General features: G+C 45.0%; 19 protein-coding genes and 1 pseudogene. 13 read left to right on the forward strand and 7 right to left on the reverse strand.

All coding sequences use genetic code 11. The features are described from left to right. Positions 1–90 precede the first annotated feature (90 nt). A complete protein-coding gene (gene udp, locus AB4512_RS06170) occupies positions 91–849 on the forward strand; it encodes a uridine phosphorylase (RefSeq protein WP_017065292.1) in 759 nt (252 codons plus the stop codon). 213 nt (positions 850–1062) lie between these two features. On the opposite strand, the gene AB4512_RS06175 is transcribed toward udp, so the two are convergent. Then, a complete protein-coding gene (locus AB4512_RS06175) occupies positions 1063–2229 on the reverse strand; it encodes a DUF1887 family protein (RefSeq protein ID WP_017060218.1) in 1167 nt (388 codons plus the stop codon). A gap of 197 nt (positions 2230–2426) precedes the next feature. Then, positions 2427–4418: a methyl-accepting chemotaxis protein gene (locus tag AB4512_RS06180; protein WP_017068093.1), complete on the reverse strand. Its 1992-nt coding sequence runs from the start codon at positions 4416–4418 to the stop codon at positions 2427–2429. 277 nt (positions 4419–4695) lie between these two features. On the opposite strand from AB4512_RS06180, the gene hinT reads away from it, so the two are divergent. From hinT to AB4512_RS06215, 7 genes are all read left to right on the forward strand, one after another. Further along, complete coding sequence (gene hinT / locus AB4512_RS06185) at positions 4696–5046, forward strand: purine nucleoside phosphoramidase (RefSeq protein ID WP_017060220.1); 351 nt, start codon at positions 4696–4698, stop codon at positions 5044–5046. Positions 5047–5342: 296 nt separating this feature from the next. Then, positions 5343–6734: a COG3014 family protein gene (locus tag AB4512_RS06190; protein WP_017065296.1), complete on the forward strand. Its 1392-nt coding sequence runs from the start codon at positions 5343–5345 to the stop codon at positions 6732–6734. Next, on the forward strand, positions 6734–7117 hold the full coding sequence (locus tag AB4512_RS06195; protein WP_017060222.1) for a YcfL family protein: 384 nt from the start codon (positions 6734–6736) through the stop codon (positions 7115–7117). The genes AB4512_RS06190 and AB4512_RS06195 overlap by 1 nt, the downstream gene beginning before the upstream one ends. 86 nt (positions 7118–7203) lie before the next feature. Beyond that, positions 7204–7794 carry a penicillin-binding protein activator LpoB gene (lpoB, locus tag AB4512_RS06200; RefSeq protein ID WP_017060223.1) on the forward strand — a complete coding sequence of 197 codons (591 nt, stop codon included), beginning with the start codon at positions 7204–7206 and terminating at the stop codon, positions 7792–7794. Between the two features lie 205 nt (positions 7795–7999). Beyond that, on the forward strand, positions 8000–8854 hold the full coding sequence (locus AB4512_RS06205) for a phosphotransferase (RefSeq protein ID WP_372083358.1): 855 nt from the start codon (positions 8000–8002) through the stop codon (positions 8852–8854). Between the two features lie 108 nt (positions 8855–8962). Then, positions 8963–9502 carry an alpha/beta hydrolase YcfP gene (gene ycfP, locus AB4512_RS06210; protein ID WP_009847155.1) on the forward strand — a complete coding sequence of 180 codons (540 nt, stop codon included), beginning with the start codon at positions 8963–8965 and terminating at the stop codon, positions 9500–9502. A gap of 511 nt (positions 9503–10013) precedes the next feature. Beyond that, positions 10014–11303 carry an NAD(P)/FAD-dependent oxidoreductase gene (locus AB4512_RS06215; RefSeq protein WP_009847154.1) on the forward strand — a complete coding sequence of 430 codons (1290 nt, stop codon included), beginning with the start codon at positions 10014–10016 and terminating at the stop codon, positions 11301–11303. A 111-nt stretch (positions 11304–11414) separates the two neighbouring features. On the opposite strand, the gene AB4512_RS06220 is transcribed toward AB4512_RS06215, so the two are convergent. The 4 genes from AB4512_RS06220 to AB4512_RS06235 form a co-directional block, all read right to left on the reverse strand. Continuing rightward, the gene (locus AB4512_RS06220) at positions 11415–11960 is read right to left on the reverse strand and encodes a GNAT family N-acetyltransferase (protein ID WP_017060225.1); all 546 of its coding nucleotides are present in this window, start codon (positions 11958–11960) and stop codon (positions 11415–11417) included. Between the two features lie 137 nt (positions 11961–12097). Further along, on the reverse strand, positions 12098–12865 hold the full coding sequence (locus AB4512_RS06225; protein WP_017065298.1) for a peptidoglycan binding protein CsiV: 768 nt from the start codon (positions 12863–12865) through the stop codon (positions 12098–12100). Positions 12866–12928: 63 nt separating this feature from the next. Beyond that, positions 12929–16390 (reverse strand): transcription-repair coupling factor, encoded by a 3462-nt coding sequence (gene mfd, locus AB4512_RS06230; RefSeq protein ID WP_372174631.1) that lies wholly within the window; start codon positions 16388–16390, stop codon positions 12929–12931. Between the two features lie 6 nt (positions 16391–16396). Beyond that, positions 16397–16966: a hypothetical protein gene (locus tag AB4512_RS06235; protein WP_017065300.1), complete on the reverse strand. Its 570-nt coding sequence runs from the start codon at positions 16964–16966 to the stop codon at positions 16397–16399. Between the two features lie 227 nt (positions 16967–17193). Here AB4512_RS06235 and lolC point away from each other — a divergent pair, with 227 nt between their 5' ends. Genes lolC through lolE form a run of 3 tightly spaced genes read left to right on the forward strand, consistent with a single transcriptional unit; the run spans position 17194 to position 20332 of the window. Continuing rightward, positions 17194–18402, forward strand: coding sequence for a lipoprotein-releasing ABC transporter permease subunit LolC (gene lolC / locus AB4512_RS06240; RefSeq protein WP_102429154.1), 1209 nt, complete (start codon positions 17194–17196; stop codon positions 18400–18402). After that, entirely contained in the window at positions 18395–19087 is a 693-nt protein-coding gene (gene lolD, locus AB4512_RS06245) for a lipoprotein-releasing ABC transporter ATP-binding protein LolD (protein WP_108179898.1), read from the forward strand. The genes lolC and lolD overlap by 8 nt, the downstream gene beginning before the upstream one ends. Continuing rightward, a complete protein-coding gene (gene lolE / locus AB4512_RS06250; protein WP_017060231.1) occupies positions 19088–20332 on the forward strand; it encodes a lipoprotein-releasing ABC transporter permease subunit LolE in 1245 nt (414 codons plus the stop codon). It begins immediately after the preceding gene. A 205-nt stretch (positions 20333–20537) separates the two neighbouring features. On the opposite strand, the gene AB4512_RS06255 is transcribed toward lolE, so the two are convergent. Next, a complete protein-coding gene (locus AB4512_RS06255) occupies positions 20538–21050 on the reverse strand; it encodes a DUF2062 domain-containing protein (protein WP_017060232.1) in 513 nt (170 codons plus the stop codon). Positions 21051–21067: 17 nt separating this feature from the next. Between AB4512_RS06255 and AB4512_RS06260 the strand changes: the two are divergent. Then, positions 21068–23396 (forward strand): annotated as a pseudogene (locus tag AB4512_RS06260) (DNA internalization-related competence protein ComEC/Rec2). A 31-nt stretch (positions 23397–23427) separates the two neighbouring features. Continuing rightward, entirely contained in the window at positions 23428–25176 is a 1749-nt protein-coding gene (msbA, locus tag AB4512_RS06265) for a lipid A ABC transporter ATP-binding protein/permease MsbA (protein ID WP_372170421.1), read from the forward strand. The last annotated feature ends 13 nt before the right edge of the window (positions 25177–25189 follow it).

The following is a 25189-nucleotide window of genomic DNA, read 5'->3' on the forward strand; positions in this document are numbered from 1 at the left end:
ATGAGCTTGGTTAGAGTGTGTTCGTACCCCACGAATTTACTATGAGCTTAAATAAGGGTAAAAAGCCCAATAAGCCAAAAGGAGCGAACTATGTCTCAAGCTGTTTTCCACTTAGGTGTTACTGAAGCAGATCTTAACGGTGCTACTCTTGCGATCATCCCTGGTGATCCTGCTCGTGTGCAAAAAATTGCAGAAGAGATGGAGAACCCAGTATTCCTTGCTAGTCACCGTGAATACACGCTTTACCGCGCAGAGCTAGACGGCAAACCAGTTGTTGTATGTTCAACAGGTATTGGTGGTCCATCGACTTCTATCGCAGTTGAAGAGCTTGCTCAACTTGGTGTTCGCACTTTCCTACGTGTTGGTACGACTGGTGCTATCCAACCTCACGTAAACGTGGGTGACATGATTGTTTCTACAGGTTCTGTTCGTCTAGACGGCGCTAGCCTACACTTTGCTCCTATGGAGTTCCCAGCAGTGGCTGACTTTGAAGTTGCAACAGCAATGAAAGCGGCAGTTGATGAATCAGGTGCAACAGTTCACATGGGCGTAACGGCTTCAAGTGATACGTTCTACCCAGGTCAAGAGCGTTACGACACGTTCTCTGGTCGCGTTGTTAAGCGTTTCCAAGGTTCTATGCAAGAATGGCAAGACATGGGCGTTCTGAACTTCGAGATGGAATCTGCAACACTACTAACAATGTGTGCAAGTTCTGGTCTGAAAGCAGGTTGTGTTGCTGGTGTAATCATCAACCGTACTCAAAAAGAGACGCCTGATCACGACACTCTAAAAGTAACGGAAGCGCGCTCAATCAAAGTGGTTGTAGAAGCTGCTCGTAAAATGCTTTAAGTCTTAAAGTGCTCTGAGTTTTAGAGAGCATTAAGTCTTCAAGTGACATTAAATTTTGAAAATGGCCGCATCGTATGATGCGGCCATTTTTTTGTGCCGTCTGAAAGTAATCAATAGAGAAAACAGACAACAAAAAAGGCGAGTGATTTAATCGTCATTCGCCTTTTTAACAATCTGCTTAAGAGCATTGAGCTCTCATGAGCTTATTGGTTTTTAGCACTCTAGATCTTCACTGCCACCCGCAGCTGTAAACCATGCCGTTAGGTGTGTTTTAAGATCTTTCAATTCGTCAGGGCCAATCAATGCAAGGCCAAGATCTTCAGCTCGTGTGATGTCGTTATGGCGAAGAGGGCGGAAGCTCACCAACATTGCACGTGCTTGTAGGCCACCTAGCAGGTCTCTAAGCGATTCCAGTTTGTACAAGGTGTCATCACCATCATCACGCATACCTTTGGTCTTACATTCGATGATGTGCAGCTTATTGTTCACTACTGAGGCAACATCAAGCTCGTTACGAACCTCACGTTCACCCAGTTGACGGTATACCTGAACATTCAAAGAACGGTCTTGGATAGTCGGCATGTCATCTTGGATTTGTTTAACTGTGCTGTGAACCAATGTTTCAAGCCATTCACCGTTTGAAAAACGTCGCGCGTCTTCATTGGCAAAGGTCAAAATACCATTGTCGTATGTCGCAATTTTAGCTTCAACCAAATCGCTCAGCAGCATGTTGAGCTCGCGATAGCCTTGTTGCTTCTCAGATAGCCCTACATCAAGCTTCTGCTCTTTACGGCAGGTCGTTGCTAAATAGTTCAATGTCGCAAGGCCAGGGCCTAATTCGAGTGCGTTACTTGCCCAACGTTCACCCAGTTCATAAAGTTTCTGATCCAGTTGCGGAGACAGCTGAACATCGCTGAATTCACCGCGAGCACCGAAAACAGTCAGGTAGTCGTCGATAGTGATGCGGTCCTGAACTTGTGCATCTTCTTTACCATTCGGGTACAACCAGCACAGCTTGTCACTGTTTGGTTCAACCACGAAGATTGGCCAGTGGTAAGTACGGAATACTTCGTACACAGAAAGTAGGCGGTGACGAAGGCCACAACTTGCGTTGAGCTTCACTTCTTGACCGCGTGCTTTGAGGTCTTCGGCAAGGGTTTGGATAGATTCTTTAATGACAGATGTATTTACGATGGTCGGAATTTCGAAAAACTCACTCGTAATGTCGCGCTTGTGCAAAACGCTGTCTAAACGTTTGTACATACTGACTTGATTTTTGTCACCGATAAACACGATGTGAGTGCTGACCGTTCGGTTATCAAGTAATGGGGTGAGCAAGCGAATGGGGTCTTGATCGATAATGCCAACATGAACAGCCATATAAATTCCTTAATAGCGGCTCGCTCATAAAGGTGAAAGAAAAAACGGGAAGCAGCAAGCCTTAATAATCATATAATGACAAAGCTCATAAAAAACAAGGGCAACCCTTGATAAAAGTTGCCCTAGCTCAATTAGTCACCACTATTGGGTAAGAAGTCTCAACAATCTCACTAAATATCTATCGATTCTTCATTTATCTATAGTTTGAATTGATGCACTAAATCACCTTGCTGATTCGCCAAAATTGTTAGGTTTTGGCTTGCCTCCGCAATTGAAGACATCGCTTGGTAACTCTTATCTGCGATGTGGTTGATGTCTTCGATGTTGCGTGCAATATCACCAGACGTTTCACTCTGCTCAGCGGCTGCTTGAGAGATGTGTGTACTCATGTGGCTGATCTCTAGAATCAAGGCTTGGATCTCTTCCATCGCACTGTTTGCACTTGAAGCTTGTTGAACCGACATGTCCATATCGCTCATACAGCTTTCAATTACGTTACTTGCAGTTTTCGAGCTTGATTGCAGATTGCTGATCATAGTCTCGATTTCAGAGGTTGATTGAGTGGTCTTCTGTGCTAGCACTCGTACTTCATCGGCAACGACTGCAAAACCACGACCTTGTTCACCTGCACGCGCTGCTTCGATTGCCGCATTAAGTGCAAGTAGGTTGGTCTGTTCAGCAATACCACGAATAACGTCAAGGATTGAACCAATCTGGCTACTCATCTGTTGTAGCTCGCCTACAGCGCCCACTGATTCAGTAAGGCGAACTTCAAGCTGATTAATGGTGCTGATGTTGGTGTTCATGATCTGACGACCAGACTCAGAAGCCGATTCTACTTGTTGAACCATGGTGAGTGAGCTTTGCGCGCTGTTCGCCACTTCTTGTACAGAATGAGACATCTCTGTCATTGCGGTCGCAACAGTCGCGGTTTGCTCACGTTGGCTGTTCAATTGAGCCTGCGTTTCAGATGACGTCTTCTGGTTGACGCTTGCAGTCTTAGTTAAGTCATCTGAAGCATCATTCAACTTCACAAGGATATTGTGCAGGTTGTCAGCCAAGGTGTTGATGTGACGGCTCACGCGGCTGAATTCGTTGTCGTAGCGAATATCGATACGCTGAGTCATATCACCTTCAGTTAGACCTTCTAATGTACCGAGGATGCGAGTTAATGGCTCTCGTACGCTGTGTGCAATGTGGTAACCAATCGCAGCAGCGAACACAGTCACAACAATGCCAATGGCAATCGCGTTGAATAGGCCTTTGTCGTAGATGCTGCTTGCGTCAGCGAGTGATGAGTTAAGTTGCTCTTCAGCGGTCACGTTGAATGAGTCCAAAACAGCCATCGCTTGGTCAACTTCTAGAGCTAGGTTAGCGATGTTCACGTACAACGCTTGTTTGGCTTGTAGGTAGTTGTTGTGTTTGTCTAGTACGCCACCTTTCTGACCAACGTCTTTGGTGAACTTCTGAACCGACTCATCGAAGACATTTTTAAGTGCTGGTAGTTGTGTTGATAGACCTCGATAAGCGTAGTTAAGATGAGTAACGGCCTTTTTGTTTTGGTTAAGGGCTTTTTGAACGAAGGCAACATCAGAGCTAGCAAGTGCATCAGAGGTAATAACTTCTGCGTCTTGCAGTTTGATGAAGTAGCTCTTTGCCATCACTTTTACAGAGATGCTTTTTTGGTCGGCAACGTACTCTTTCATACCAACGGTTAATTCTGAATGTAAGCGTTGGAAGTCACGAGACGCTTTTTGTACTTGTTCTTGTGCTTCGAACATCGCGACGTAGTTGTTCATCGCTTCGTCAGCTTCGGCGAAGTAGCGTTCTTCCATTGCTCTTAATTGCGCGATACGTTCAACAAGTGAAGCATTGTTTTGGCTTGCCGCTTCTAAACTACCGAGAACTTCTGAAAACGAGTTTTGTGATGCAGCAAATTCTGTACGCATTGCAGACATGCGTTCAGCGTTTTGTGTGGTTAAGAAATCTTTGAATGACTTATCAGCAGAAAGCAATTGAACACTCGTTTGATTTGAAAGCGCGACAAGTGGTAATGAGGTTTCTGAGACACTCTCAAAATTGCTGTGTATCTGATTCATGCTGTTCATCATGATGGTTATCGTGACTGCGAACATGATGATGATCAGTGCGAAACCAGCGTACATACGCTTGATCACAGATCCCTTCATGGCTTTCTCCCTAAATAAAAATGCAGACCTAATGTCAGGTCAAAGTAAAACTAACAAAATTATCAGCATTCTATTGAGCTCGGCTTACGCATTTTATGACGCACACGTCAAAAATAGCGCTCAGTTATAACCAACATGCCATTCTTGAGAGCTAAGGCTCGTTTTTTTTGATTTGAACGGTGTTTTTTATTATGCTTTAAAGCAGATTTATTGTGGTTTGATGCGGCATAGCGCATACTCAAAGCATTAAAAAATAAATGTTTTATCGGAGAGAAACATGGCTGAAGAAACCATTTTTACTAAGATCATCAACAAAGAAATCCCAGCAGATCTACTATACCAAGACGATTTAGTAACCGCATTTCGCGATATTAACCCTCGCGCGCCAAGCCATATCCTAATCATCCCAAACAAGCTGATTCCGACAACTAACGATGTTGAAGTCCAAGATGAAGCGATGATGGGGCGCATGTTTACTGTTGCTCGCAAGTTAGCAAAAGAAGAGGGCATTGCAGAAGATGGCTATCGTCTTATCGTGAACTGTAACTCTCACGGTGGCCAAGAGGTTTATCATATTCACATGCACTTGGTTGGCGGCCGTCCACTTGGCCCCCTATTAATGAGCTAATAAAAAGTTAATGAGCTAATGAAAAGCTAACGAGTTAATGAAAGCTAATGAGCTAGTTTAACCCCGCTCATTAGTGGGTTAACACAAGTAGTTAGTTGGAAAATTTGTAGTTTGTATGCCAACTTTAAGTTCTATCTGTTGTCTGAACATCGGCATCGCCTAGGCAGAGGCTAAATCAGTAGGGTTTCAACTGGCTTGAGATCCTTTTTACAACGCGTTTCGTTTTGATAATGAGACCATTAAAGGTCAGCAGACCCTAATAAAGTAGGCATTTTAAACATGCACGGAGACGATAAGTGAAGCAACAGTTTAGATTCGCTTCCATTGCCCTGTTATCGGCGTTGACCGTAGGTTGTGCGAGTATGTCTGCAGGAAGCCTGTTCAGTCATTACAGCGCACAAAACAAAGCGATCTACCAAGCCGTTAAATCTGGAGATTATTCAGAGGCTCAGCAAGAGCTACCAGATTACGCGGCAGGCGACATCCTTGATAACTTTGAAAGAGGCAGAATTAATCTGCTGGATCAAAAATACCCTGAGAGTAAGGCTTCGTTTGAAGTGGCTGATCAGGCGGTTACTGAGCAGCAACGCAAAGCCGTGATCTCAATCTCAGACAGTGCAACCAGTGTGGGTGCGTTGGCTGTGAATGACAATATTACCGAGTATGTGCCAGCCGATTACGAGTTGGGCTTTCTTCATCTGTATCTCGGTTTAAATTACCTCAAGAAAAACGATTTAGAAGGTGCGGTGATCGAAATGCGTCGCGCCAACCAAGTTCAAGAACAAGCGAAGAAGCAACGCGAGGCTGAGTTAGACAAAGCAGCCAGCGATGCGAAGAAGCAAGGCTTGTCTGCCAATGTGGGTAGCATCCTTGCCAATTACCCTGATGCGGGTAAGAAACTGCAGTCAGTACAGAATGCGTATCTGATGTTCTTGTCTGGTCTGCTTTATGAAGCGTCAAATGATTTAAACAGCGCCTACGTTGACTATCGTCGTGCTTTGGCTGTGATGCCAGATAACCAAGAAATCATCGATAGAACCATGGCAACAGCCGCTCGTTTAGGGATGCGACAAGATTTAGCAACATTAGAAAAACGCTATAAGCAATCTTCTAAACTTAGTGCAGGTGAAGGGCGAGTGATTGTTCTTCAAGAGCAGAGCGCTGTGCAAGCTATGGACAGTTGGCGACTGGATTTGCCTGTTTATGACAGTCGCGATCAGGGGGCAATATACTCTCTTGCGCTGCCATATTACCCAAGTCAAAACGTAGAGCGTTTTTCTGCCTTGCGAATCAGCGGACAGCCGCTACAAGAACATTTGATCACTGATGTAAACGCGATGGCGCAGAACGATCTATCGGAACGTATGACAAGCATTGTTATTCGCCAAGCGCTACGTGTAGTCGCGAAAGATCGCATTCGAAAAGAAGCAACCAAAGGCGATGATGTCGGTAATATTCTGTTCAACGTGTGGAACACACTGACAGAGCAACCAGACACTCGCAGTTGGCAATCATTACCTGCAGAGATTAAGAGCAGTACGTTTGTAGCAAATAGCGGTCAATATACGTTGGAAGCGGGCGCTAAAACGTACGACTTTGATATTCGAGAAGGGCAGACCACCTTGGTGTGGATTTCTCGACAAGGAAACAATGCAACAATGTGGCATAAACAGCTAGGGAGGCTGTAATGAAAAAGTGGTTAGTGAGCTTAGCAGCGGTTATGGCTCTGGCTGGTTGTGCTGATAATACAGCTGGCGTAAGGGTCGATAGTCTGACTCAGAACGTTTTCTTTGGTGACAAGGTATTGGGCAGCCGTTTACAGGTTGAAGATATTCGCACCGATCTGGTCGACGGTCATACGCGAGGAATCGTTCGTTTAAACAGTAACTATAAAGGCGATCAACATATTCTTTATCGTTTTTACTGGTACGACGATGCCGGGCTTGAGGTCAACCTTAAACAAGGTCCTTGGAAGCAAGCGATTGTTCGTGGTTTTGAAAGTATTTCGTTGTCGGAAGTGTCGGTAAACCCGAAAGCGACTCAGTTCAGAGTCCAGTTCCGAGAGCAGTAAGTTAGATTAAACGGGTCTCATGATTCGTAAATACAAGAATTTAAGAGTGTGGGTAACCCCGCTCAGTGATAAGTTGAGGAAACAAAATGAAAAAGAGTGTCATTGCGCTACTAGGTTTAGCGGTTATTTTAGGCGGTTGTTCAAACAAGGTAAGCTACGGTGATGCACAAGCAGTAGAAACCACGACAATCGATTTCGGTTCAACTGACCTTCAAACGATTGCGGGTGAAATGGTCGATAGCATGATGGCGTCTGGTTCTGTGTCTTACATTACTCGTGAACAGCGTCCAATCGTGTTTGTAGAGCGAATCAAGAACAAAACAAGTGAGCACATCGATACTGAGTCAATCACTGACACTATCAGTACTAAGATGCTGAACTCTGGTAAGTTCCGTTTCGTTGATATGGACCGTGTAGAGTCTGTTCGTGACCAATTGAACTTCCAAAACAACGATGAGCTTGTAAACCAAAGTTCAGCGATTCAATTCGGTAAAATGGTTGGTGCTCAGTACATGCTGTACGGCAACCTATCAAGCATCGTTAAGAAAGCGGGTAGCGATGAAGACGTATACTACAAAATGACGATGCGTCTAATGGATCTTGAGTCTGGCTTGATTGAATGGGCTGACGAGACTGAAATCCGTAAGCAACAATCTAAGAGCCTACTAGGCCTTTAATTTCGCTTACTTGCCAACTATGCGCAGCCGGATTTGACAATGTCTAGTATTGGCGGCGCTTAATCTTGACAGCGTATAGCTTGGTCACACGCCAATGCAGTGCATGATGTGCTGTTTATGAAGAGACACTGGCTTTTGGTCAGTGTCTTTTTTGTAGGGAATGAAGACGTTTATAGGGCAGTTAAGACGTTTATAGGGAGTAAATATGGCAATTTTTTCTTGGTCTGAGGCTAAGCTTCTTGATACCAGTTTGAGTTCGCTTGACGGTTACTTTTCTGAGCCTCCAGTTAGAGCACAGACATTAACAGGCGGTTTGACCAATCGATGTTGGAAGTTGGTCGATGCCGATGGTACTGCGTATGTTTGGCGGCCAACCACACCTATCACCAAAGCGTTCTTCATTTCTCGCCATGAAGAGTACCAAGTGCTGTCTGCCATTGAGCGACTCGGTATCGGGCCAAGCCCAATGGTAGTGAATGAGCAGGGGTTACTGGTTGAGTGGATTGCGGGTGAGACACTTTACGAAGATCTAGAACTCGATGACCTGTTGAAAACGCTGACCTCTGTTCATCTGGTTAATACTGCGCGATTACCACTGCAACCATTCAGTTTCACGGCGCGAGTCGACCATTACTGGCTGCAGCTTGATGCGATTCATAAGACCGAAGCCTGCACTAAGATTTATCAAGAGTGGCGCGTGGCTCCGAGTATTACCAATGTTGACCTGTCTTTGTGCCATTTTGACTTAGGTGGTTATAACCTAGTGAGAAACAGTGACTGCATTAAGATTATTGATTGGGAATACGCTGCGCTCGCAGACCCTAGGCTCGATTTGACATTAACCATTGCGGTTGCTGGCGCGCCAGTCACAGAAGCGGTTGAGAAGTACTGTCAGCTGCGAGGAATCCATGATGTTCAGCCTTGGCTTGATGGTGTAGAAGCATGGTTACCAAGAAGCCAGATGATGGCGATGCTATGGTATTTACTTGCTCATCAGCTTTGGGGCGATGAAAGTTATCTGCGTGAAGCGGAGGCTCTGAGTCACACTTTATGTAGCTAGGATCACGTTTAGGAAGTGAAAAATATAATTTCTCAGCTGTTACCTTTAAAACCTTGTTTTTCGTGTTAGATTGATCAAAACGTACCAATATTCAACGGGGGAGGTACAATGATTATCTATCTACATGGCTTCGACTCAACAAGCCCGGGCAATCACGAAAAAATACTGCAGTTGCAATTCATTGATGATGACGTTCGTTTCATCAACTACAGTACTTTGCATCCAAAACACGATATGCAGCATCTGCTAAAAGAAGTGCATAAGGTGATAGAGCAATCCGATGATCCGCATCCCATTATTTGTGGTGTAGGTTTAGGTGGTTTTTGGTCTGAGCGTATTGGTTTCTTATGTGGGATTAAGCAGGTGGTGTTCAACCCTAATCTGCACCCTGAGAACAACATGGTAGGTCGAATTGACCGTCCAGAAGAGTACGAAGACATCGCAACTAAATGTGTTGCTCAGTACCGTATGAAAAACAAAGGACGCTGTTTAGTGGTGCTTTCTCGTGAAGATGAAATTCACGACAATACCAAAACAGCTGCCGCGCTAGAAGATTACTACGATGTAATCTGGGATGAGAAAGAGAGTCATAAATTCAAAAAGATCTCTCAACATCTTCAAGCAATGAAAGCGTTCAAAAACGCTTAATCAATCCAGATGTTTTATAAAAGCAGTGCTCAATGAGTGCTGCTTTTTCACATCTGAATCTTAGAGATTGGTATTGATAAAGTAGTTGTATATGTTTTATCGGTCGGTTTGTGCATTTATAGATCAGTTTGCGCAAACGTTAACTAATTAGTCGCGAATCCTCATTGAGGGTAAGGATTTTTTTGTTGCGGTCATCTTTTTGCTATATATAATGTTCCCAAGCAAAATATTTTGACAAATATCAAAAAAAATTGAGAGCGAGTGAAAAACTTGCCCATAATTTGTGTTCTGCCTCTCAGGTAGTCACCTTTTATATCCACGTGAGCAAAGCAACAAACCATTATTTGTTGTTTGTAACCCCTCTAACTACTCGGTGAGCTGTCGTTATTCTTTTTCGCGGTAACCCAATTTGTAACAGCCTTCGCATTCAAGGCCGAGTAGATACATAGAATTTATCGGTTGGAGTAATCGAGCCGAACCCCATTTATTCATTTTGTAGAGGATTGTCATTGTGACAAAAATTATCGTAGTAGGCGGCGGTGCTGGTGGTTTAGAACTAGCAACTAAGCTAGGCCGCACTTTAGGTCGTAAGAAACGTGCCCAGATTACTCTGGTAGACCGTAAAGCAAGCCACCTATGGAAACCATTACTTCATGAAGTAGCAACGGGCTCACTGGATGAAGGTGTTGATGCATTAAGCTACCGTGCGCACGCAAAAAACCATTACTTCGATTTCCAAATGGGCAGCCTGAACGACATCGATCGTGAGCGTAAAGTGATTGCACTAAGCGAGCTTACAGACGAGCACGGTGAACTGCTGATGCCAAGCCGTGAACTTGAATACGATATTCTAGTGATGGCGCTAGGCTCAACGTCAAACGACTTCAACACTCCAGGCGTTCGTGACAACTGTATTTTCCTTGATAGCCCAGAGCAAGCACACCGTTTCCGTACAGAAATGAACAATCAGTTCTTAAAGCTTCACGCTAAGAACGGTCAAGGCACGGTAGACATCGCGATTGTTGGTGCTGGTGCAACTGGTGTAGAGCTTTCTGCAGAGCTACACAACGCCGTTAAAGAACTTCGTACTTACGGCTTCGGCGACCTAGATTCAAGCAAGCTGAACGTAAACCTAGTTGAAGCGGGTGAGCGTATTCTTCCAGCTCTACCTCCTCGTATTTCAAGTGCAGCACACTCTGAGCTAACCAAGCTTGGTGTGAACGTTCGTACGAATACGATGGTGACTCAGGCGGATTCTGACGGCCTAACAACCAAAGATGGTGACAAGATCCCAGCTCAAATCATGGTATGGGCAGCAGGTATCAAAGCACCAGATTTCATGAAAGATATCGGTGGTCTTGAAACCAACCGTATCAACCAGTTGGTTGTGAAGAACACGTTGCAAACAACACTGGATGACAACATCTTTGCAATCGGTGACTTGGCGCAATGTACACAAGCAGACGGTTCATTCGTTCCGCCACGTGCACAAGCGGCTCACCAAATGGCAAGCTGTGCATTCAGCAACATCATTGCTAAGTTGAACGGTCGTGACCTGAAAGACTACATCTACAAAGACAAAGGCTCGCTAGTTTCACTTAGCCGTTTCTCTACGGTAGGTAGTTTGATGGGTAACCTGACGAAAGGCTCGATGATGGTCGAAGGTCGTATTGCTCGTGTGGTTTACATCTCTTTGTACCGCATGCACCAGATGGCGCTTCACGGCTTAATCAAAACATCACTGATGATGCTGGTTGGTCGTATTAACCGTGTACTTCGTCCAAACCTAAAGCTTCACTAATCAGGTAAGCCTTCTCAGAGCATTACGCTGATAATAAAAAAGAGCTCTTCGGAGCTCTTTTTTGATCGTGTCGATTATGGATTATCGCAGGTGTTGAACTCATTTCTGCTGTTAAGACGTTGGAGGTAGCACAGAATAAACCACGCCATCTTTCGGCTTACCGTTAAACAGAAATCGATTCTGGGCAATGGTTTCTCGCTCAGCGCCACACTTCTCGATCAACTTTTGGCTGGGTAGGTTCTCGGTATCGCAGACAATCTCCAAACGCGTTAACTTGAGTTGCGCGAAACAAAATTCAAATAGGGCGAACATCGCTTCTTTGGCGATCCCTCTCCTTTGAAAGTCATCACCGACCCAATAACCTAAACTCGCCATATTAAAGGTGTGGTAAAGCTCATTAATGGCAACCATACCGACTAACTTATCGCTTTTTCGTTCAAAGATGCCAAAGCCAAACGCATCGGCTTTCACCCAGTTCAGGCGAGTTGCCAGAATAAATTTCTCGGCCTCGACGATAGAAAACTCTTTATGACACCAGTCGACCCATGGCAGCAAGCTAGGGGAGGACTTAACCAGCTGAGAAAATTCTTGAGCATCTGAGGCCTCAATGATTTTAAGGCTAAGATTTTGTGTGTTGATCTGAAATTCAGGGCTCATAGAGCGTACCAAGTAACGTGTAAGTACTGAGCAAAGAGAGTCAGTACAGAATAAAGATAGATAGCACTTAATAAAACGCCCTCACTAGGAGGGCGGATTGAATTATTTATATAATTATAGCCGAATCGGCAAGTAATTTACTGCGCTACACGTCTAACTTGAATCACCATTCCAAGAAGTGGGTGGTCAAGGTAATGAGTTTCTGTACTGCGCATACGACGTTTTTGGTCCATGCGGTAGCTCTTAAGGAACTCTTGGACTTCAACCGTCGGAGAAATTTCAGTTAGATTGCCCACCTGGACGTTGCTTTCTGCGCCACTTACTGGTGAATCTAGCTCAATTTGTTGCTCTTGTAGAGTCACTTCACGAACGCTTGGCGCTTTTAAATCTAATGTCGTTTCAGCGTATAGGTAGTGCTGAACGTAGATTTGCAGCTTGCCGTCTAATTCGTAGAGTGGCTTATCAATGGTCTCTTCTTGGAACCCATCAGCGCTGCCTGCAGTGATTGCGCCTTTTTCAGAGCCATCAGCATTAAACTGTTTAGAGAAATCTTTACCTGCTTGAATATGGAAAACAGGTGCCGAGCTCTTACCTTGGTCGCCTTGACGCCAAGCGGTATGCATCAGAACTTCAAAGCCAGCGTGTTTACGTAGCTTGTCTTTCTGAGGCGTTAACTTGTATTCCGAGTAAGGTAGCATTTGAACGCCTTTCTTTGCTCGGTATTGGGTATCTTGAAATGAACCAACGCGTTCAAGTGAAATCTTAGGCTGTGTATTTGGCCAAGATTCGTTCACCTTCTCTGCATCAACAGCGCGCTTAAAAATGATCACTTCTATATCAAATTGTCTCTGCGCCAAACTTGGCAGTGAGACGAACAATAGTAGCAGTGGGATCAGTCTTTTCATTTTTACTCCGTCTTCCAGCCGAACTACCGGCTGGATAATTTATATGTGCAAGTGGATTGGGTCTTATGCTGAAGGCAGCAAGTTTTGTCTGAATTCGCCCAATAAATCACTAACAAATTGAATTCGCTTCCGTCTGTCGACCAATGGTATCGTAAACTTGAACTTTGTTGGTCCTTCCATTGAAAACTTTTGCGGTTGAGATTGCAACAGTTTAACAAGGTAGGTCGGGTTTATGTCAGCATCCGGGTAGAATTCTAAGAATCCACCCTTATCGTGGGCTTCAATTTTCTTCGCTTTGATAGACGCTGCGGCTAATTTTAGCTCAGAAACTGATAACAAGTTCTTGGTTGCATCAGGCAGAAGGCCGAAGCGATCAATCAGCTCGACTTTCAACTCTGCCAATTCGTCGGTGTCACTCACACTCGCAATACGTTTGTATGTTGATAAACGCGTGTTGATGTCTGGAATATAGTCGTCTGGCAATAGTGCAGGCAGACGCATCTCAATTTCAGTTTGTTCACGCAATAGATCATCAAGCGAAGGCTCTCGACCTTCTTTCAACGCTTCAACCGCTTGTTCAAGCATCTCCATGTACAAGGTGAAACCAACCGACTGGATTTGACCACTCTGTTCATCACCCAACAGCTCACCCGCACCACGAATCTCTAAATCGTGAGTTGCTAGGGTAAAGCCTGCGCCCAAGTCTTCGAGCGAAGCTATCGCATCCAATCGCTTGATCGCATCTTTGGTCATTGCTTTAGGGTGTGGCGTTAACAAGTAAGCATAAGCTTGGTGGTGCGAACGACCTACACGACCACGTAATTGGTGCAGCTGTGCTAAACCAAGGTTATCGGCTCTGTCCATCAAGATGGTATTTGCCGTTGGTACGTCGATACCGGTTTCAATGATGGTTGTACACACCAGTAAGTTGAAGCGCTGGTGGTAGAAGTCATTCATGATGCGTTCCAGTTCGCGCTCTCTCATCTGGCCATGAGCTACAGTCACGCGCGCCTCTGGAATCAGCTTTTGCAATGACTCTGCTGTTTTCTCAATCGTGTCGACTTGGTTGTGTAGGAAGTAAACCTGGCCACCACGCATGATTTCACGCAGCACCGCTTCTCTGACGATGGCATCATCACTCTCGCGAACGAAGGTTTTAATTGCCAAGCGTCGTGCGGGTGGTGTAGCGATGATCGAAAGGTCACGCATGCCACTCATTGCCATGTTCAGCGTTCGCGGGATCGGTGTCGCAGTAAGCGTTAGAATATCGACATCCGCACGCATCGCTTTCACTTTCTCTTTCTGACGTACACCAAATCTGTGTTCTTCATCGACAACCAGCAGGCCTAGGTCTTTAAACTTAATATCGCTCGAAAGCAGCTTGTGAGTCCCGACTAGGATATCCACTTTACCGTCGGCGACATCTTGCATGATTAGTTTTTGCTCTTTAGCTGATTTGAATCGGGATAGAACCTCAACACGAATCGGCAAGTTGGCGAAACGGTCACGGAAGTTTTCGAAGTGTTGCTGAGCAAGTAGAGTAGTAGGAACTAAAACCGCTACTTGTTTGCTGTTGTCGGTACAAACGAATGCTGCACGCATCGCGACTTCGGTTTTACCAAAGCCAACATCACCACACACCAAACGGTCCATGGCTTTGGCTTGGCACATATCAGACATAACAGCATTGATGGCCATCGCTTGGTCATCGGTTTCTTCAAACGGGAAGCCAGATTTGAAGGTTGCGTATTGCCCGCGATCTAAAACAAATTTATAGCCAGGTTTAAGCTCACGCTTGGCGTAAACATCCAGCAGCTCTGCAGCAACGTCACGTACTTTTTCAGCGGCACGCTTACGCGCTTTTTGCCACGCTTCGCCACCGAGTTTATGTAGCGGTGCAGAATCTTCAGCGCCACCCGAGTAACGCCCGATTAAGTTCAAAGAAGCAACTGGCACGTAGAGCTTGGCATCGTTTTGGTACTCAAGTGTCACGTATTCGGTTTTCATGCCACCGGCTTCGAGTGTCTGCAAGCCGATGTAGCGACCAATACCGTGGTCAATGTGCACAACAGGTTGACCCGGTTTAAGTTCGGCTAAGTGACGAATGACAGTATCGCTGTTAACGCTTTTCTTGTCTTTCTTACGGCGCTGAACAACGCGATCACCCAACAGGTCGCTTTCACAGATAAGGGCGATGTTTTGCTCTTCGTGGATAAAGCCATGTTCCGCTGACCCTAAGATCAGGCTGAACTTATCTATACCTTTAATCGCCGCATCGAGGTTTTCAACTTCGCTTGGACGAACTTTAATGCCTCGCAGTAATTCACTCAGAGCTTCACGACGACCTTCAGACTCAACTGAAAAGACCACTTTTCCTTCGAAGGCTTCAGTGAACTTTCTTAGGTTTGCGAGTGGCTCTTTATTCTGATGCTGAACACTGAGATCAGGAAGAGACACAACCGGAAAGTTGGTACGTCCAGCTTTCTCTTCAATTGAATCTAAGCTCAGATTGACTTGTGGCTTCTGTTTGAAGTGTGCGAACAGCTCGTCTTTCTTCAGCCACAGTTGTTCAGGCGTGAGAAGTGGCCGTAATGGGTCAACACCGCGCTGTTCGTATCGATGAGCAACGTCCGTTAGGAATGAGTCTACTGCAGTCTCGACATCACCTAGAATCAGCAATTGCGCTTCATCGGCAACGTAATCAAACAAGGTTTCTGTGTGATCGAAGAACAGTGGTTGCCAATACTCAATACCAGCAGGCCATGTGCCTTTAGATACCTGCATATAAACCGATTCTGGTTCGCGGCGGGCATCAAACTGTTGGCGCCAACGAATACGGAAATCTTCAATTGCCGTTTCCGAGGTTGGGAATTCGTGAGCAGGCAGCAGGCGGATCTCAGAGATGTCTTCAATAGAACGTTGGTTTTCAGGATCGAAGGTACGAATGGTATCGATCTCATCATCGAAGAAATCGATACGATACGGGTCTTTACTGCCCATTGGGAACAGATCGAGAATAGAGCCACGGCTTGCGTATTCACCGGGGCCAAACACTTGGTCAACGTAACGATAGCCTGACTTTTCAAGCTGTAGACGCAGTTTCTCTAAAGAGTAGAGATCGCCCGTTTTCACCATTAACGTGTGTTGTAGCAAAAAGTCTCGCGGTGACTGGCGTTGCAATAACGTGCTGATCGGAACGATCGTGATGCCATCTTTTAATGTTGGCAGTGCGTAAAGGCGTGCGATACGATCTGAGATGATCTCTTGGTGCGGCGAGAAGCTATCGTATGGCAGCGTTTCCCAGTCAGGGAATAATGCGACTTCATGTGCCGTAAACTGTTCAATTTCAGATTGAAGCTTAAGCGCCACTTGTGGGTCGGGTACAGCCAAGACGGTATGGCTGTTGTGTTGCTCTGCGAGTTTGGCAATGGCAAGAGCGAGAGACGAACCGACTAGGTTACCGATGTGCTTTTTGTCACCGGCACCTTTAAGTTTAGGTAGTGTAAATATGGATTTTTTGGTCATGTTAATTTACTTGTTATCTCGGTCTAGAGAGCGTTGACGCAAGAGTTTCTGTTGTTGATAAAGTGCCGCTTTAATTAGCAGGTCTTGGTCGGTATCGCGAAGATGAGCGTATTTAAATTTGATTTCGAAACCTGAGTCTTTCGCCTCGCTAGCAAATACTTCTGCGTAGCAATAAATGGCTGCAGCTGGGTGCTCTAGAAAAAGTTTGGCTTTTACTAAGCGACCCGGTTCGATGTCTGCTTTTGAAAAGCAGGAAAACTGACTCGCACCAAATGAATAGGTGTGAGTGCGAAATTTCTCATCATCTTGCTGCGATAACATAAAGCTCAACAAGAGGTTTAATTTTGAGTTTTGTGCATCCAATAAACTGGTGACATTCTTCAAGTCGCTGTTTTTCAGTTCCGCTCGAGCGCTGTCAGCTAACAGATCCAATTGGCTAAATTCACTTGCCACCACAAATGGTGCTGGGATCTCAGATTCGAATTGAATTTGAGAAGGTAAAGTGAAGCCGCTGTCCATTGGTTCAATATTAGCGGTAAGGCTATGGTGAACGGTGAAAAACTCTTGTTCTGTCATGCGTTAGTTCCTTGAAGTGATCTATTGATTATCGCTATGTGGCCGCAGTAATCAAGGTCAGTTAATTGAAAGTCTCAAATAGTTGTTTGAAATTTGGCTATTTGACAAGGTTCTGTTTTTCAAGCCTAACTAATTGAGTTAATTCACTCTATATTTTCAATTAACCCCTACACAGTAACAGCAATACCCGTTACATTAACCCGCATCCCCTTTAGATGGTTCAAAGTATGTTTCATCCTATTTCGTTGTTTGTTGGCCTACGCTATTTGAAAGGCCGTTCAGGTGATCGCTTTAGCCGTTTTGTTTCTTATATGTCGACGGCAGGTATCACCATTGGTGTGCTGTCTTTGGTTACTGTTTTATCGGTAATGAATGGATTCGAAGCGCAGTTAAAAGACCGAATTCTTGGTGTTCTTCCTCAAGCGGTGGTTTATGAGCAAGGTGGCACTACCTCTCTTTCTGCCCAAGCGCCTAATTTTGCAGAGCAAATCTCGCTTAATGGTCACGTTGAACCGATTGTCCGCAGTGAGGCAGTGATTCAGAGTCCGGCTCAATTATCTGCGGGTTTGTTAATTGGCATTGAACCCAATTCAGATGACCCTCTTCAGAACCACTTGATTGCGGGCAGATTGTCTTCACTTAAAGCGGGTCAATATCAGTTGTTCCTCGGTCATACTTTGGCGAGAAATTTGAAGGTATCTATGGGTGACAAAGTTCGCTTGATGGTGACCAGCGCTAGCCAATACACCCCATTAGGTCGTATTCCAAGCCAACGAAATTTCACCGTTGCCGGTATTTTCAATACAGGTTCTGATATCGACGCTCAACTGATGGTGACAGACATCCAAGACGCTGGGCGTTTGATGCGTTATAAATCAGACACTATTTCAGGCTGGCGACTGTTTTTTGAAGACCCGTTTGAAGTCGCAGAGTTATCAACTCAGCCATTACCGGAAGGTTGGTTGTGGAGCGACTGGCGAGACCAACGAGGTGAGCTATTCCAAGCCGTTCGTATGGAAAAAAACATGATGGGTTTAATGCTTGGGCTTATCATCGGTGTTGCTGCTTTCAATATTATCTCAGCACTTATCATGGTGGTGATGGAGAAGCAGTCTGAAGTCGCGATTCTTAAGACCCAAGGCATGACTGATGGTCAAGTCATGGGGATCTTCATGGTTCAAGGCGCAAGTAGTGGCGTGATTGGTGCGCTCTCTGGTGGTGTGTTAGGCGTTGCTCTAGCGATGAACCTTAATACTATTTTAGAGGCGATGGGCGTTGCTCTATTCTCGTTTGGTGGACAGTTACCAATTTTGATTAACCCAATTCAAATCGCTGTTGTTGTGGTTCTGGCTATTGCACTTAGCCTGATTGCCACTGTATTCCCTTCTTATCGTGCATCGTCTGTGAAACCTGCTGAGGCCCTTCGTTATGAGTAATTTTCTTCAATGTAATGATATCCGTAAAACGTACCGTGAAGGCTCGTTAGATACTGAGGTGCTCAAGGGAGTCAGCTTTGACATCGAAAAGGGTGAGCTAGTAGCAATCATCGGTACCTCTGGCTCGGGCAAAAGTACCTTACTGCATATCTTAGGCGCATTAGACGATGCTTCTGCGGGCAGTGTGAGTTTTCTTGGTCAAGACTTAGCATCTTTGAGCTCAAATAAGCAGGCGAAGCTTCGCAACCAGCATCTTGGCTTTGTTTATCAATTCCATCATCTTCTTTCGGACTTTTCAGCGTTAGAAAACGTGGCAATGCCGCTGCTGATTGGTGGTGAAAAGCCAGCTAAAGCAAAAGAAGAGGCGCAACGTCTGTTGGATAAAGTAGGATTGAGTCATCGTGTTGACCACCGACCTTCAGAGCTTTCTGGTGGTGAGAGGCAACGTGTGGCGATTGCTCGAGCTTTAGTGAATAAACCTGCTTTGGTGTTGGCGGATGAGCCTACCGGCAACCTTGATCACAACACCGCACTTTCTATTTACGACTTAATGCGTGAACTGAACCGTGAATACGATACTGCCTTTTTGGTCGTGACTCACGATGGTGAACTTGCCGGTAAGATGGATCGCCAACTTCACATGCAAGATGGTTTACTGGTCAACGTAGAAAAAGAGGAGAGCTAAGTGTTTTCCTCTTTATCTCTATTGATAGGCGGCCGATTTAGCCGTGCGAAACAACGAGACAAGATGGTGTCGTTCATCTCATTGTCTTCGACCATTGGTATTGCGGTTGGTGTCGCGGTGATCATTATCGGCTTATCTGCGATGAATGGCTTTGAGCGAGAGCTTCAATCACGAGTACTTTCTGTCATTCCTCATGGTGAATTTGAAGGCGTGAATGAGCCTGTGACTCGTTGGGAGCACGTGATTGAGGAGTCGGTTAAGCACGATAAAGTCGTTGCTGCTGCGCCTTATGTAAAAATTACAGCGCTTGCTGAAAAGGGCAAAGAACTCAAAGCAATTGAAGTTCGCGGCGTTGACCCACAACTTGAGCAACAAGTATCGAGCCTGTCGAGTTTTATCGATAAGCAAGCTTGGAGTGAGTTTAAAGCAGGGCAACAACAAATCATCTTAGGTTCTGGTGTAGCGAATGTGCTGGGTGCGAAAGTCGGTGATTATCTGACTTTGATGATTCCAGCGGTAAACGGTTCTGTGAAGGTTCAGGCGCCAAAGCGTGTTCGAGTGAAAGTGGTTGGCTTGCTGACGCTTAATGGCCAGATTGACCACAGCTTGGCTCTGATTCCGATTGGTGATGCTCAGGTCTACGCAAACTTAGGTGAGGCGGTAACTGGGGTTTCTTTGAAAGTGACCGATGTGCTGAACGCGAACTCTATTGTGCGTGAAGTGGGCAATCAGCTTGATGTGTATGTGTATCTACGAAGCTGGCAGCAGAAGTTTGGTTTCTTGTATCGAGATATCCAACTCGTTCGTACCATCATGTATCTGGTGATGGTACTGGTTATTGGTGTGGCTTGTTTCAATATTGTCTCGACGCTAATGATGGCAGTAAAAGACAGAGCATCAGAGATCGCGATTTTAAGAACCATGGGTGCATCAGACGGCCTTGTGAAGCGCATCTTTGTTTGGCAGGGCGTATTCTCAGGCGTGTTAGGCAGTTTAGTGGGCAGTGCAATAGGTGTGCTAGTCGCTCTTAATCTCACGACACTAATCAAAGGACTTGAAAAGTTGGTCGATCACCAGTTCTTGTCCGGTGATATCTATTTTGTCGACTTCTTGCCATCACAACTTGATATGACGGATGTTGTTGTGGTTTCCGGCACTGCGATTGTGCTGAGTTTACTGGCGACATGGTACCCAGCATCACGCGCGGCGAAGTTGAATCCAGCCTCAGTGCTGAGTTCTAAATAGCATTCGCCTAAATAACAGGCCGTCAGTTTTCAGTCGATACAAAAAAGGATCCCAGTGGGATCCTTTTTTATTGAATTCAATTCGTGTTCTTTACGACTTTCGTTACATGCCAATCTTGCAGAGGTAAGTAGCTCATCCGATTTTAACTTGTGTACGTTTTAAGTGAAGCGCATACAAGGTTAGATTGAATAACAAGAAATGGCGTTCAGTGCCTTGCTTGTCGCTTCTTCCAACTTCTTACTACTGAGTAGCGCCATAAACCGCGAATACCAAAGTAGCCAATCATTGCTGAAACCACGCCACAAATCAGACAACCCAATAAGAACGGAGGCCCTATAGTGCTCATTTGCGCCAAGATGAAGTCCCAAGACAATTCGAAATGGAAGGCTTGCGGTGGCACATGCATAACAAACGCTCCGACTTTATAAGCAAAGTAGAAGAGAACAGGCATGGTAACCGGGTTACTGATCCAAACAAGTGCGACAGCTAAAGGCAGGTTAACGCCACATGCAACAGCAAGGCCTGCAGACATAATCATTTGACTTGGTAGAGGGACAAACGCCATGAATAACCCAACAGCAAACGCGCCAGCCGCAGAGCGACGATTAAGGCACCATAAGTTGGGGTTGTACAAAACATTGCCAAAAACTTTCAATGCTTTCTGACGCTTGATTAGATCATGGTCAGGCATAAATCGTTTGATAAACTTTCTTGGCATAGGAGGAAGCTACTCTCTTGTTTAACACTTGGTTCTTGATTTCATTTGCTGCGACAGTTGTGTCTGCCAGCTTCTGGCCTGTGATGCCACATTGGGTTTGGGCACCATTGATGCTGTTGTTACTGCTAGCACCAACAAAGTATAGCGTTTTCCGGAGTGCAAGAGGTCCAGTAACAGCATTGATACTAGCTATCTGCCTAGGGAATGCGATTGAAATACAAACGAGTCGCTTATTCCAATCAGGGCAGAATACTACCATAAATGCGTCGGTTGTTAGCCTTTTTAGTGAAAATAGCCACGGTTTTGAAAGCGTAATAGTAGTCAGATCAATTGGCGGCGAAAAATTAATCTTTCCTCAATTGATAAAATTGCGTTTGTTTACTCCTTTCAAGCTAACGCTTGGAGATGATGTCTATTTATCGGCCTCAATAAAGCCGATATGGGGCAAACTCAACGAAGCCGGCTTTGACCGAGAAAAGTACTTGTTTAGTGCTGGCGTGGTTGCCAATGCAACTTACAGAGCAGATACCAAGTACCGAATTCATTCTAGCACCAACTTACGCGCCCAATGGTTTGAAGCCAGCCTTGAAAGGTTAAGTCTGCTGGCAAATCAAGATCTCATTATCGCTTTGAGTTTTGGATATCGAGACCTTATTCCGCCTCAGCGGTGGGATATGCTTAAAAGCAGTGGCCTGATTCACTTGATGGCTATTTCGGGGCTGCATATTGGGATTGCCTTTGGTATCGGCTATCAGATTGGCAAGATATTAAGGTTACTTTCCCCTTCATTTCTTTGGTTACCTACAATATTCGGGCTCGGCTTGGCGTATCTCTATAGTTGGTTTGCTGGATTCACGCTGCCAACTTTGAGAGCTTTGGTGATGTGCGTTATCGCGAGTTATTTCTTGTGGCGTGGGCAAAATATCAGTTTGCTTCGGTATGTTACTTTAAGTGTGTGCGTGGTTCTGCTGATTTGGCCGTTTTCAGCTTTGTCGAGCAGTTTTTGGTTGTCCTTTGGTGCATTGGGCGCTGTTTTCTATATCGCCTGTAATACTCAGCGCTCAGCTTCAAGCTTTACATTTATCGACTACGCACTCCAACTTATTAAGCTTCAACTGATGCTGACATTCCTTATCGCGCCTTCCTCGATGTTGTTTTTCAAAGGAGTCAGTTTAGTCTCTGTTTTCTACAACTTGTTCCTTTTGCCTTGGGTATCGATGGTGACGATCCCGCTGTTGTTTCTGGCAATGTTTCTAAGCTTAATATCGGAGTCAGTGTCTGGCGTGGTTGGTATAACAGCGCTAGACAATGATTTGGTCAGTCAGCTGTGGAAGTTAGTCGACTTATCGCTTGAGCCTCTCGTATTTAGTCTTCCTTTCTCTGAGCGATTTTGGATCCAAGTCGATAATCAGACGATTGCATTATCAGTATTCCTTATCTTGTTTTTGAGCTTTGTTAGTCGGTATTTCAAGCGAACATTATCGATATTGGTAACTGCAGTGTTTGTGCTGTGGTGGGAGTTCAGCAAACCCCAGCAAGACAAACTAACTATTGATATCTTGGATGTTGGGCATGGGTTGTCTTTGGTCTTGGAAAAGAACAATCAGATTGTTGTTTATGATCTTGGCAATGCGTGGCCAGGAGGCTCGGTTGTTGAGTCTTTGTTGATTCCTACTTTGAATCAGCGGGGGATTTATGAATTAGAAGGCGTGATTGTGAGTCATTTCGATTCTGACCATGCTGGTGGTTATCCGGCATTACTTGAGAACTATACGCCAAAGTGGATAAGAACCAGTCAGAACATTATTCAAGAACGCCAATCTATCACTCAAGCCCCGTCTAATATTCAAACATGTACTATTGGAGGTTTGGAACTGGCAAGATGTTGTTTTTGAGGTGTTGTGGCCGCCTAAGCAAGTAAAGAGGGCGTATAACCCACATTCGTGTGTGGTCAAGATCTCAGATCATAGTGCTGATTTCTCAATGTTGCTCACTGGTGATATTGAACTGGTAAGTGAGTGGTTACTTGCTCGTGAAGGAGAACAGCTAAGGAGTGATGTTATGTTGGTTCCGCATCATGGCAGCGATTCGTCATCGATTAAGTCGTTTATTGAGGCGGTGTCTCCTCAGCTGGCGATAGCTTCTCTTGCCAAAGGCAACCAGTGGGGAATGCCGAGTGAGTTTGTTATTGAACGTTATCAGGAAGCGGGGAGTACTTGGCTAGATACTGGAGAAAGCGGACAAATAACCATCACTCTTAGCAAAGAAGGTTGGCAATATCATGCGATTAGAGAACAACAAGGCGGGCAGTGGTATAGGCAGATGCTCCGTAAGGGAGTAGAATAGATAGATTATTGTGAGAAAATTAAGCGATTCTATGTCAACACAAACAGATGAAACTACCTGGGTCACATTTAAAAGACTTTGGACTTATATTCGATTATATAAGGCCGGCCTAGGTGTTGCGGTAATTGCGCTTATTATAAATGCCGTTTCTGATACCTATATGATTTCCTTACTAAAGCCGTTACTTGATGAAGGCTTTGGTAATGCTGAATCTGACTTTTTACGTACACTTCCACTTATTATCTTTGCCATGATGTTCGTTCGTGGCGTCAGTGGCTTTGTTTCAACCTATTGCTTGAGTTGGGTCTCTGGCAATGTGGTGATGGAAATTCGTCGTAAGATTTTCAGCCATTTCATGCACATGCCTGTTTCTTTCTTCGATAAAGAACAGACAGGCGCATTGCTATCTCGAATTACTTACGATTCAGAGCAAGTGTCTGCAGCAACCAGTAAAGCGTTAGTCAGTATTGTCCGTGAAGGTGCAAGTATTATTGGCTTGTTGACGCTGATGTTCTGGAATAGTTGGCAGTTATCTTTGGTGTTATTTGCTGTAGCGCCTTTGGTTGCGTGGGCGATCAGTATCGTATCGAAGCGATTCAGAAAGATCTCTAAGAACATGCAAACTAGCATGGGTCACGTTGCTTCTTCAGCTGAACAAATGCTGAAAGGGCATAAAGTGGTTCTAACTTACGGTGGTCAAGATCTAGAAAAACACCGCTTTGATAAAGTTAGTAACCAAATGCGCCAACAAAGCATGAAGTTAATCACTGCTCAAGCGGCCGCTAACCCGATTATTCAAATGATCGCATCAGTTGCGATTGTTGTTGTTCTATTCCTTGCTAGTGTCGATTCTATTAAAGCCGAGCTTACTGCTGGTACGTTTACCGTTGTCTTCTCTGCAATGTTTGGTCTATTACGTCCGCTAAAGGCGTTAACTAACGTAACGTCTGAATTCCAACGTGGTATGGCTGCGAGTACGACTCTATTTGGCTTGATGGATCTAGATACCGAGCAAAACAAAGGAACGTTGAAACCTGAAACTGTAACGGGTGAAGTTGCAGTAAAAGATGTCACGTTTACTTATGACGGTGCAGAAAAACCAGCACTTGATAAGGTCAGCTTTAATATACCGAAAGGTAAAACGGTTGCGCTTGTTGGGCGATCGGGTTCGGGTAAGAGTACCATTGCCAACCTATTTACTCGTTTTTATGACGTAGACTCTGGTTCAATTGAGCTTGATGGCCACGACATTCGTGATTACGAATTGAGAAATCTGCGTGAGCACTTTGCGCTCGTTTCTCAAAATGTACATCTGTTTAACGATACGGTGGCTAACAACATCGCTTACGCAGCAGAAGAACAGTATTCACGTGAACAGATCGAATACGCGGCTAAGCTTGCTCATGCAAGTGAGTTTATCGATGGTATGGAAAATGGCATTGATACGGTTGTGGGCGAGAATGGCGCGAGTCTATCTGGTGGTCAAAGACAGCGTATTGCGATTGCACGAGCGCTATTGAGAGATGCACCGGTTTTGATTCTTGATGAGGCAACGTCTGCACTGGATACAGAGTCAGAGAGAGCTATTCAATCTGCACTAGAAGAACTGCAGAAAGACAAAACAGTATTAGTTATCGCACACAGACTCTCTACCATCGAGCAAGCTGATGAAATTCTAGTGGTTGATGATGGACATATTGTAGAAAGGGGCGCACATGCTGAGCTAATCGCGCATGATGGTGCTTATGCACAATTACACCGAATTCAGTTCAGCGGATAAATTAGGTCTTGTT

Origin of the sequence: Vibrio sp. 10N.222.52.B7, assembly GCF_041474275.1 — a bacterium.
In the GTDB taxonomy this organism is placed as follows: domain Bacteria; phylum Pseudomonadota; class Gammaproteobacteria; order Enterobacterales; family Vibrionaceae; genus Vibrio; species Vibrio crassostreae_C.

Excerpts from the sequence above, each read along its gene's own strand:
- lpoB (WP_017060223.1), top strand. The coding sequence starts at position 7,204 with ATGAAAAAGAGTGTCATTGCGCTACTAGGTTTAGCGGTTATTTTAGGC.
- lolD (WP_108179898.1), top strand. The coding sequence starts at position 18,395 with ATGAGTAATTTTCTTCAATGTAATGATATCCGTAAAACGTACCGTGAA.
- mfd (WP_372174631.1), bottom strand. The coding sequence starts at position 16,390 with ATGACCAAAAAATCCATATTTACACTACCTAAACTTAAAGGTGCCGGT.
- AB4512_RS06235 (WP_017065300.1), bottom strand. The coding sequence starts at position 16,966 with ATGACAGAACAAGAGTTTTTCACCGTTCACCATAGCCTTACCGCTAAT.
- udp (WP_017065292.1), top strand. The coding sequence starts at position 91 with ATGTCTCAAGCTGTTTTCCACTTAGGTGTTACTGAAGCAGATCTTAAC.
- lolC (WP_102429154.1), top strand. The coding sequence starts at position 17,194 with ATGTTTCATCCTATTTCGTTGTTTGTTGGCCTACGCTATTTGAAAGGC.
- ycfP (WP_009847155.1), top strand. The coding sequence starts at position 8,963 with ATGATTATCTATCTACATGGCTTCGACTCAACAAGCCCGGGCAATCAC.
- AB4512_RS06255 (WP_017060232.1), bottom strand. The coding sequence starts at position 21,050 with ATGCCAAGAAAGTTTATCAAACGATTTATGCCTGACCATGATCTAATC.
- msbA (WP_372170421.1), top strand. The coding sequence starts at position 23,428 with ATGTCAACACAAACAGATGAAACTACCTGGGTCACATTTAAAAGACTT.
- AB4512_RS06195 (WP_017060222.1), top strand. The coding sequence starts at position 6,734 with ATGAAAAAGTGGTTAGTGAGCTTAGCAGCGGTTATGGCTCTGGCTGGT.
- AB4512_RS06180 (WP_017068093.1), bottom strand. The coding sequence starts at position 4,418 with ATGAAGGGATCTGTGATCAAGCGTATGTACGCTGGTTTCGCACTGATC.
- AB4512_RS06175 (WP_017060218.1), bottom strand. The coding sequence starts at position 2,229 with ATGGCTGTTCATGTTGGCATTATCGATCAAGACCCCATTCGCTTGCTC.
- AB4512_RS06220 (WP_017060225.1), bottom strand. The coding sequence starts at position 11,960 with ATGAGCCCTGAATTTCAGATCAACACACAAAATCTTAGCCTTAAAATC.
- AB4512_RS06225 (WP_017065298.1), bottom strand. The coding sequence starts at position 12,865 with ATGAAAAGACTGATCCCACTGCTACTATTGTTCGTCTCACTGCCAAGT.
- AB4512_RS06205 (WP_372083358.1), top strand. The coding sequence starts at position 8,000 with ATGGCAATTTTTTCTTGGTCTGAGGCTAAGCTTCTTGATACCAGTTTG.
- hinT (WP_017060220.1), top strand. The coding sequence starts at position 4,696 with ATGGCTGAAGAAACCATTTTTACTAAGATCATCAACAAAGAAATCCCA.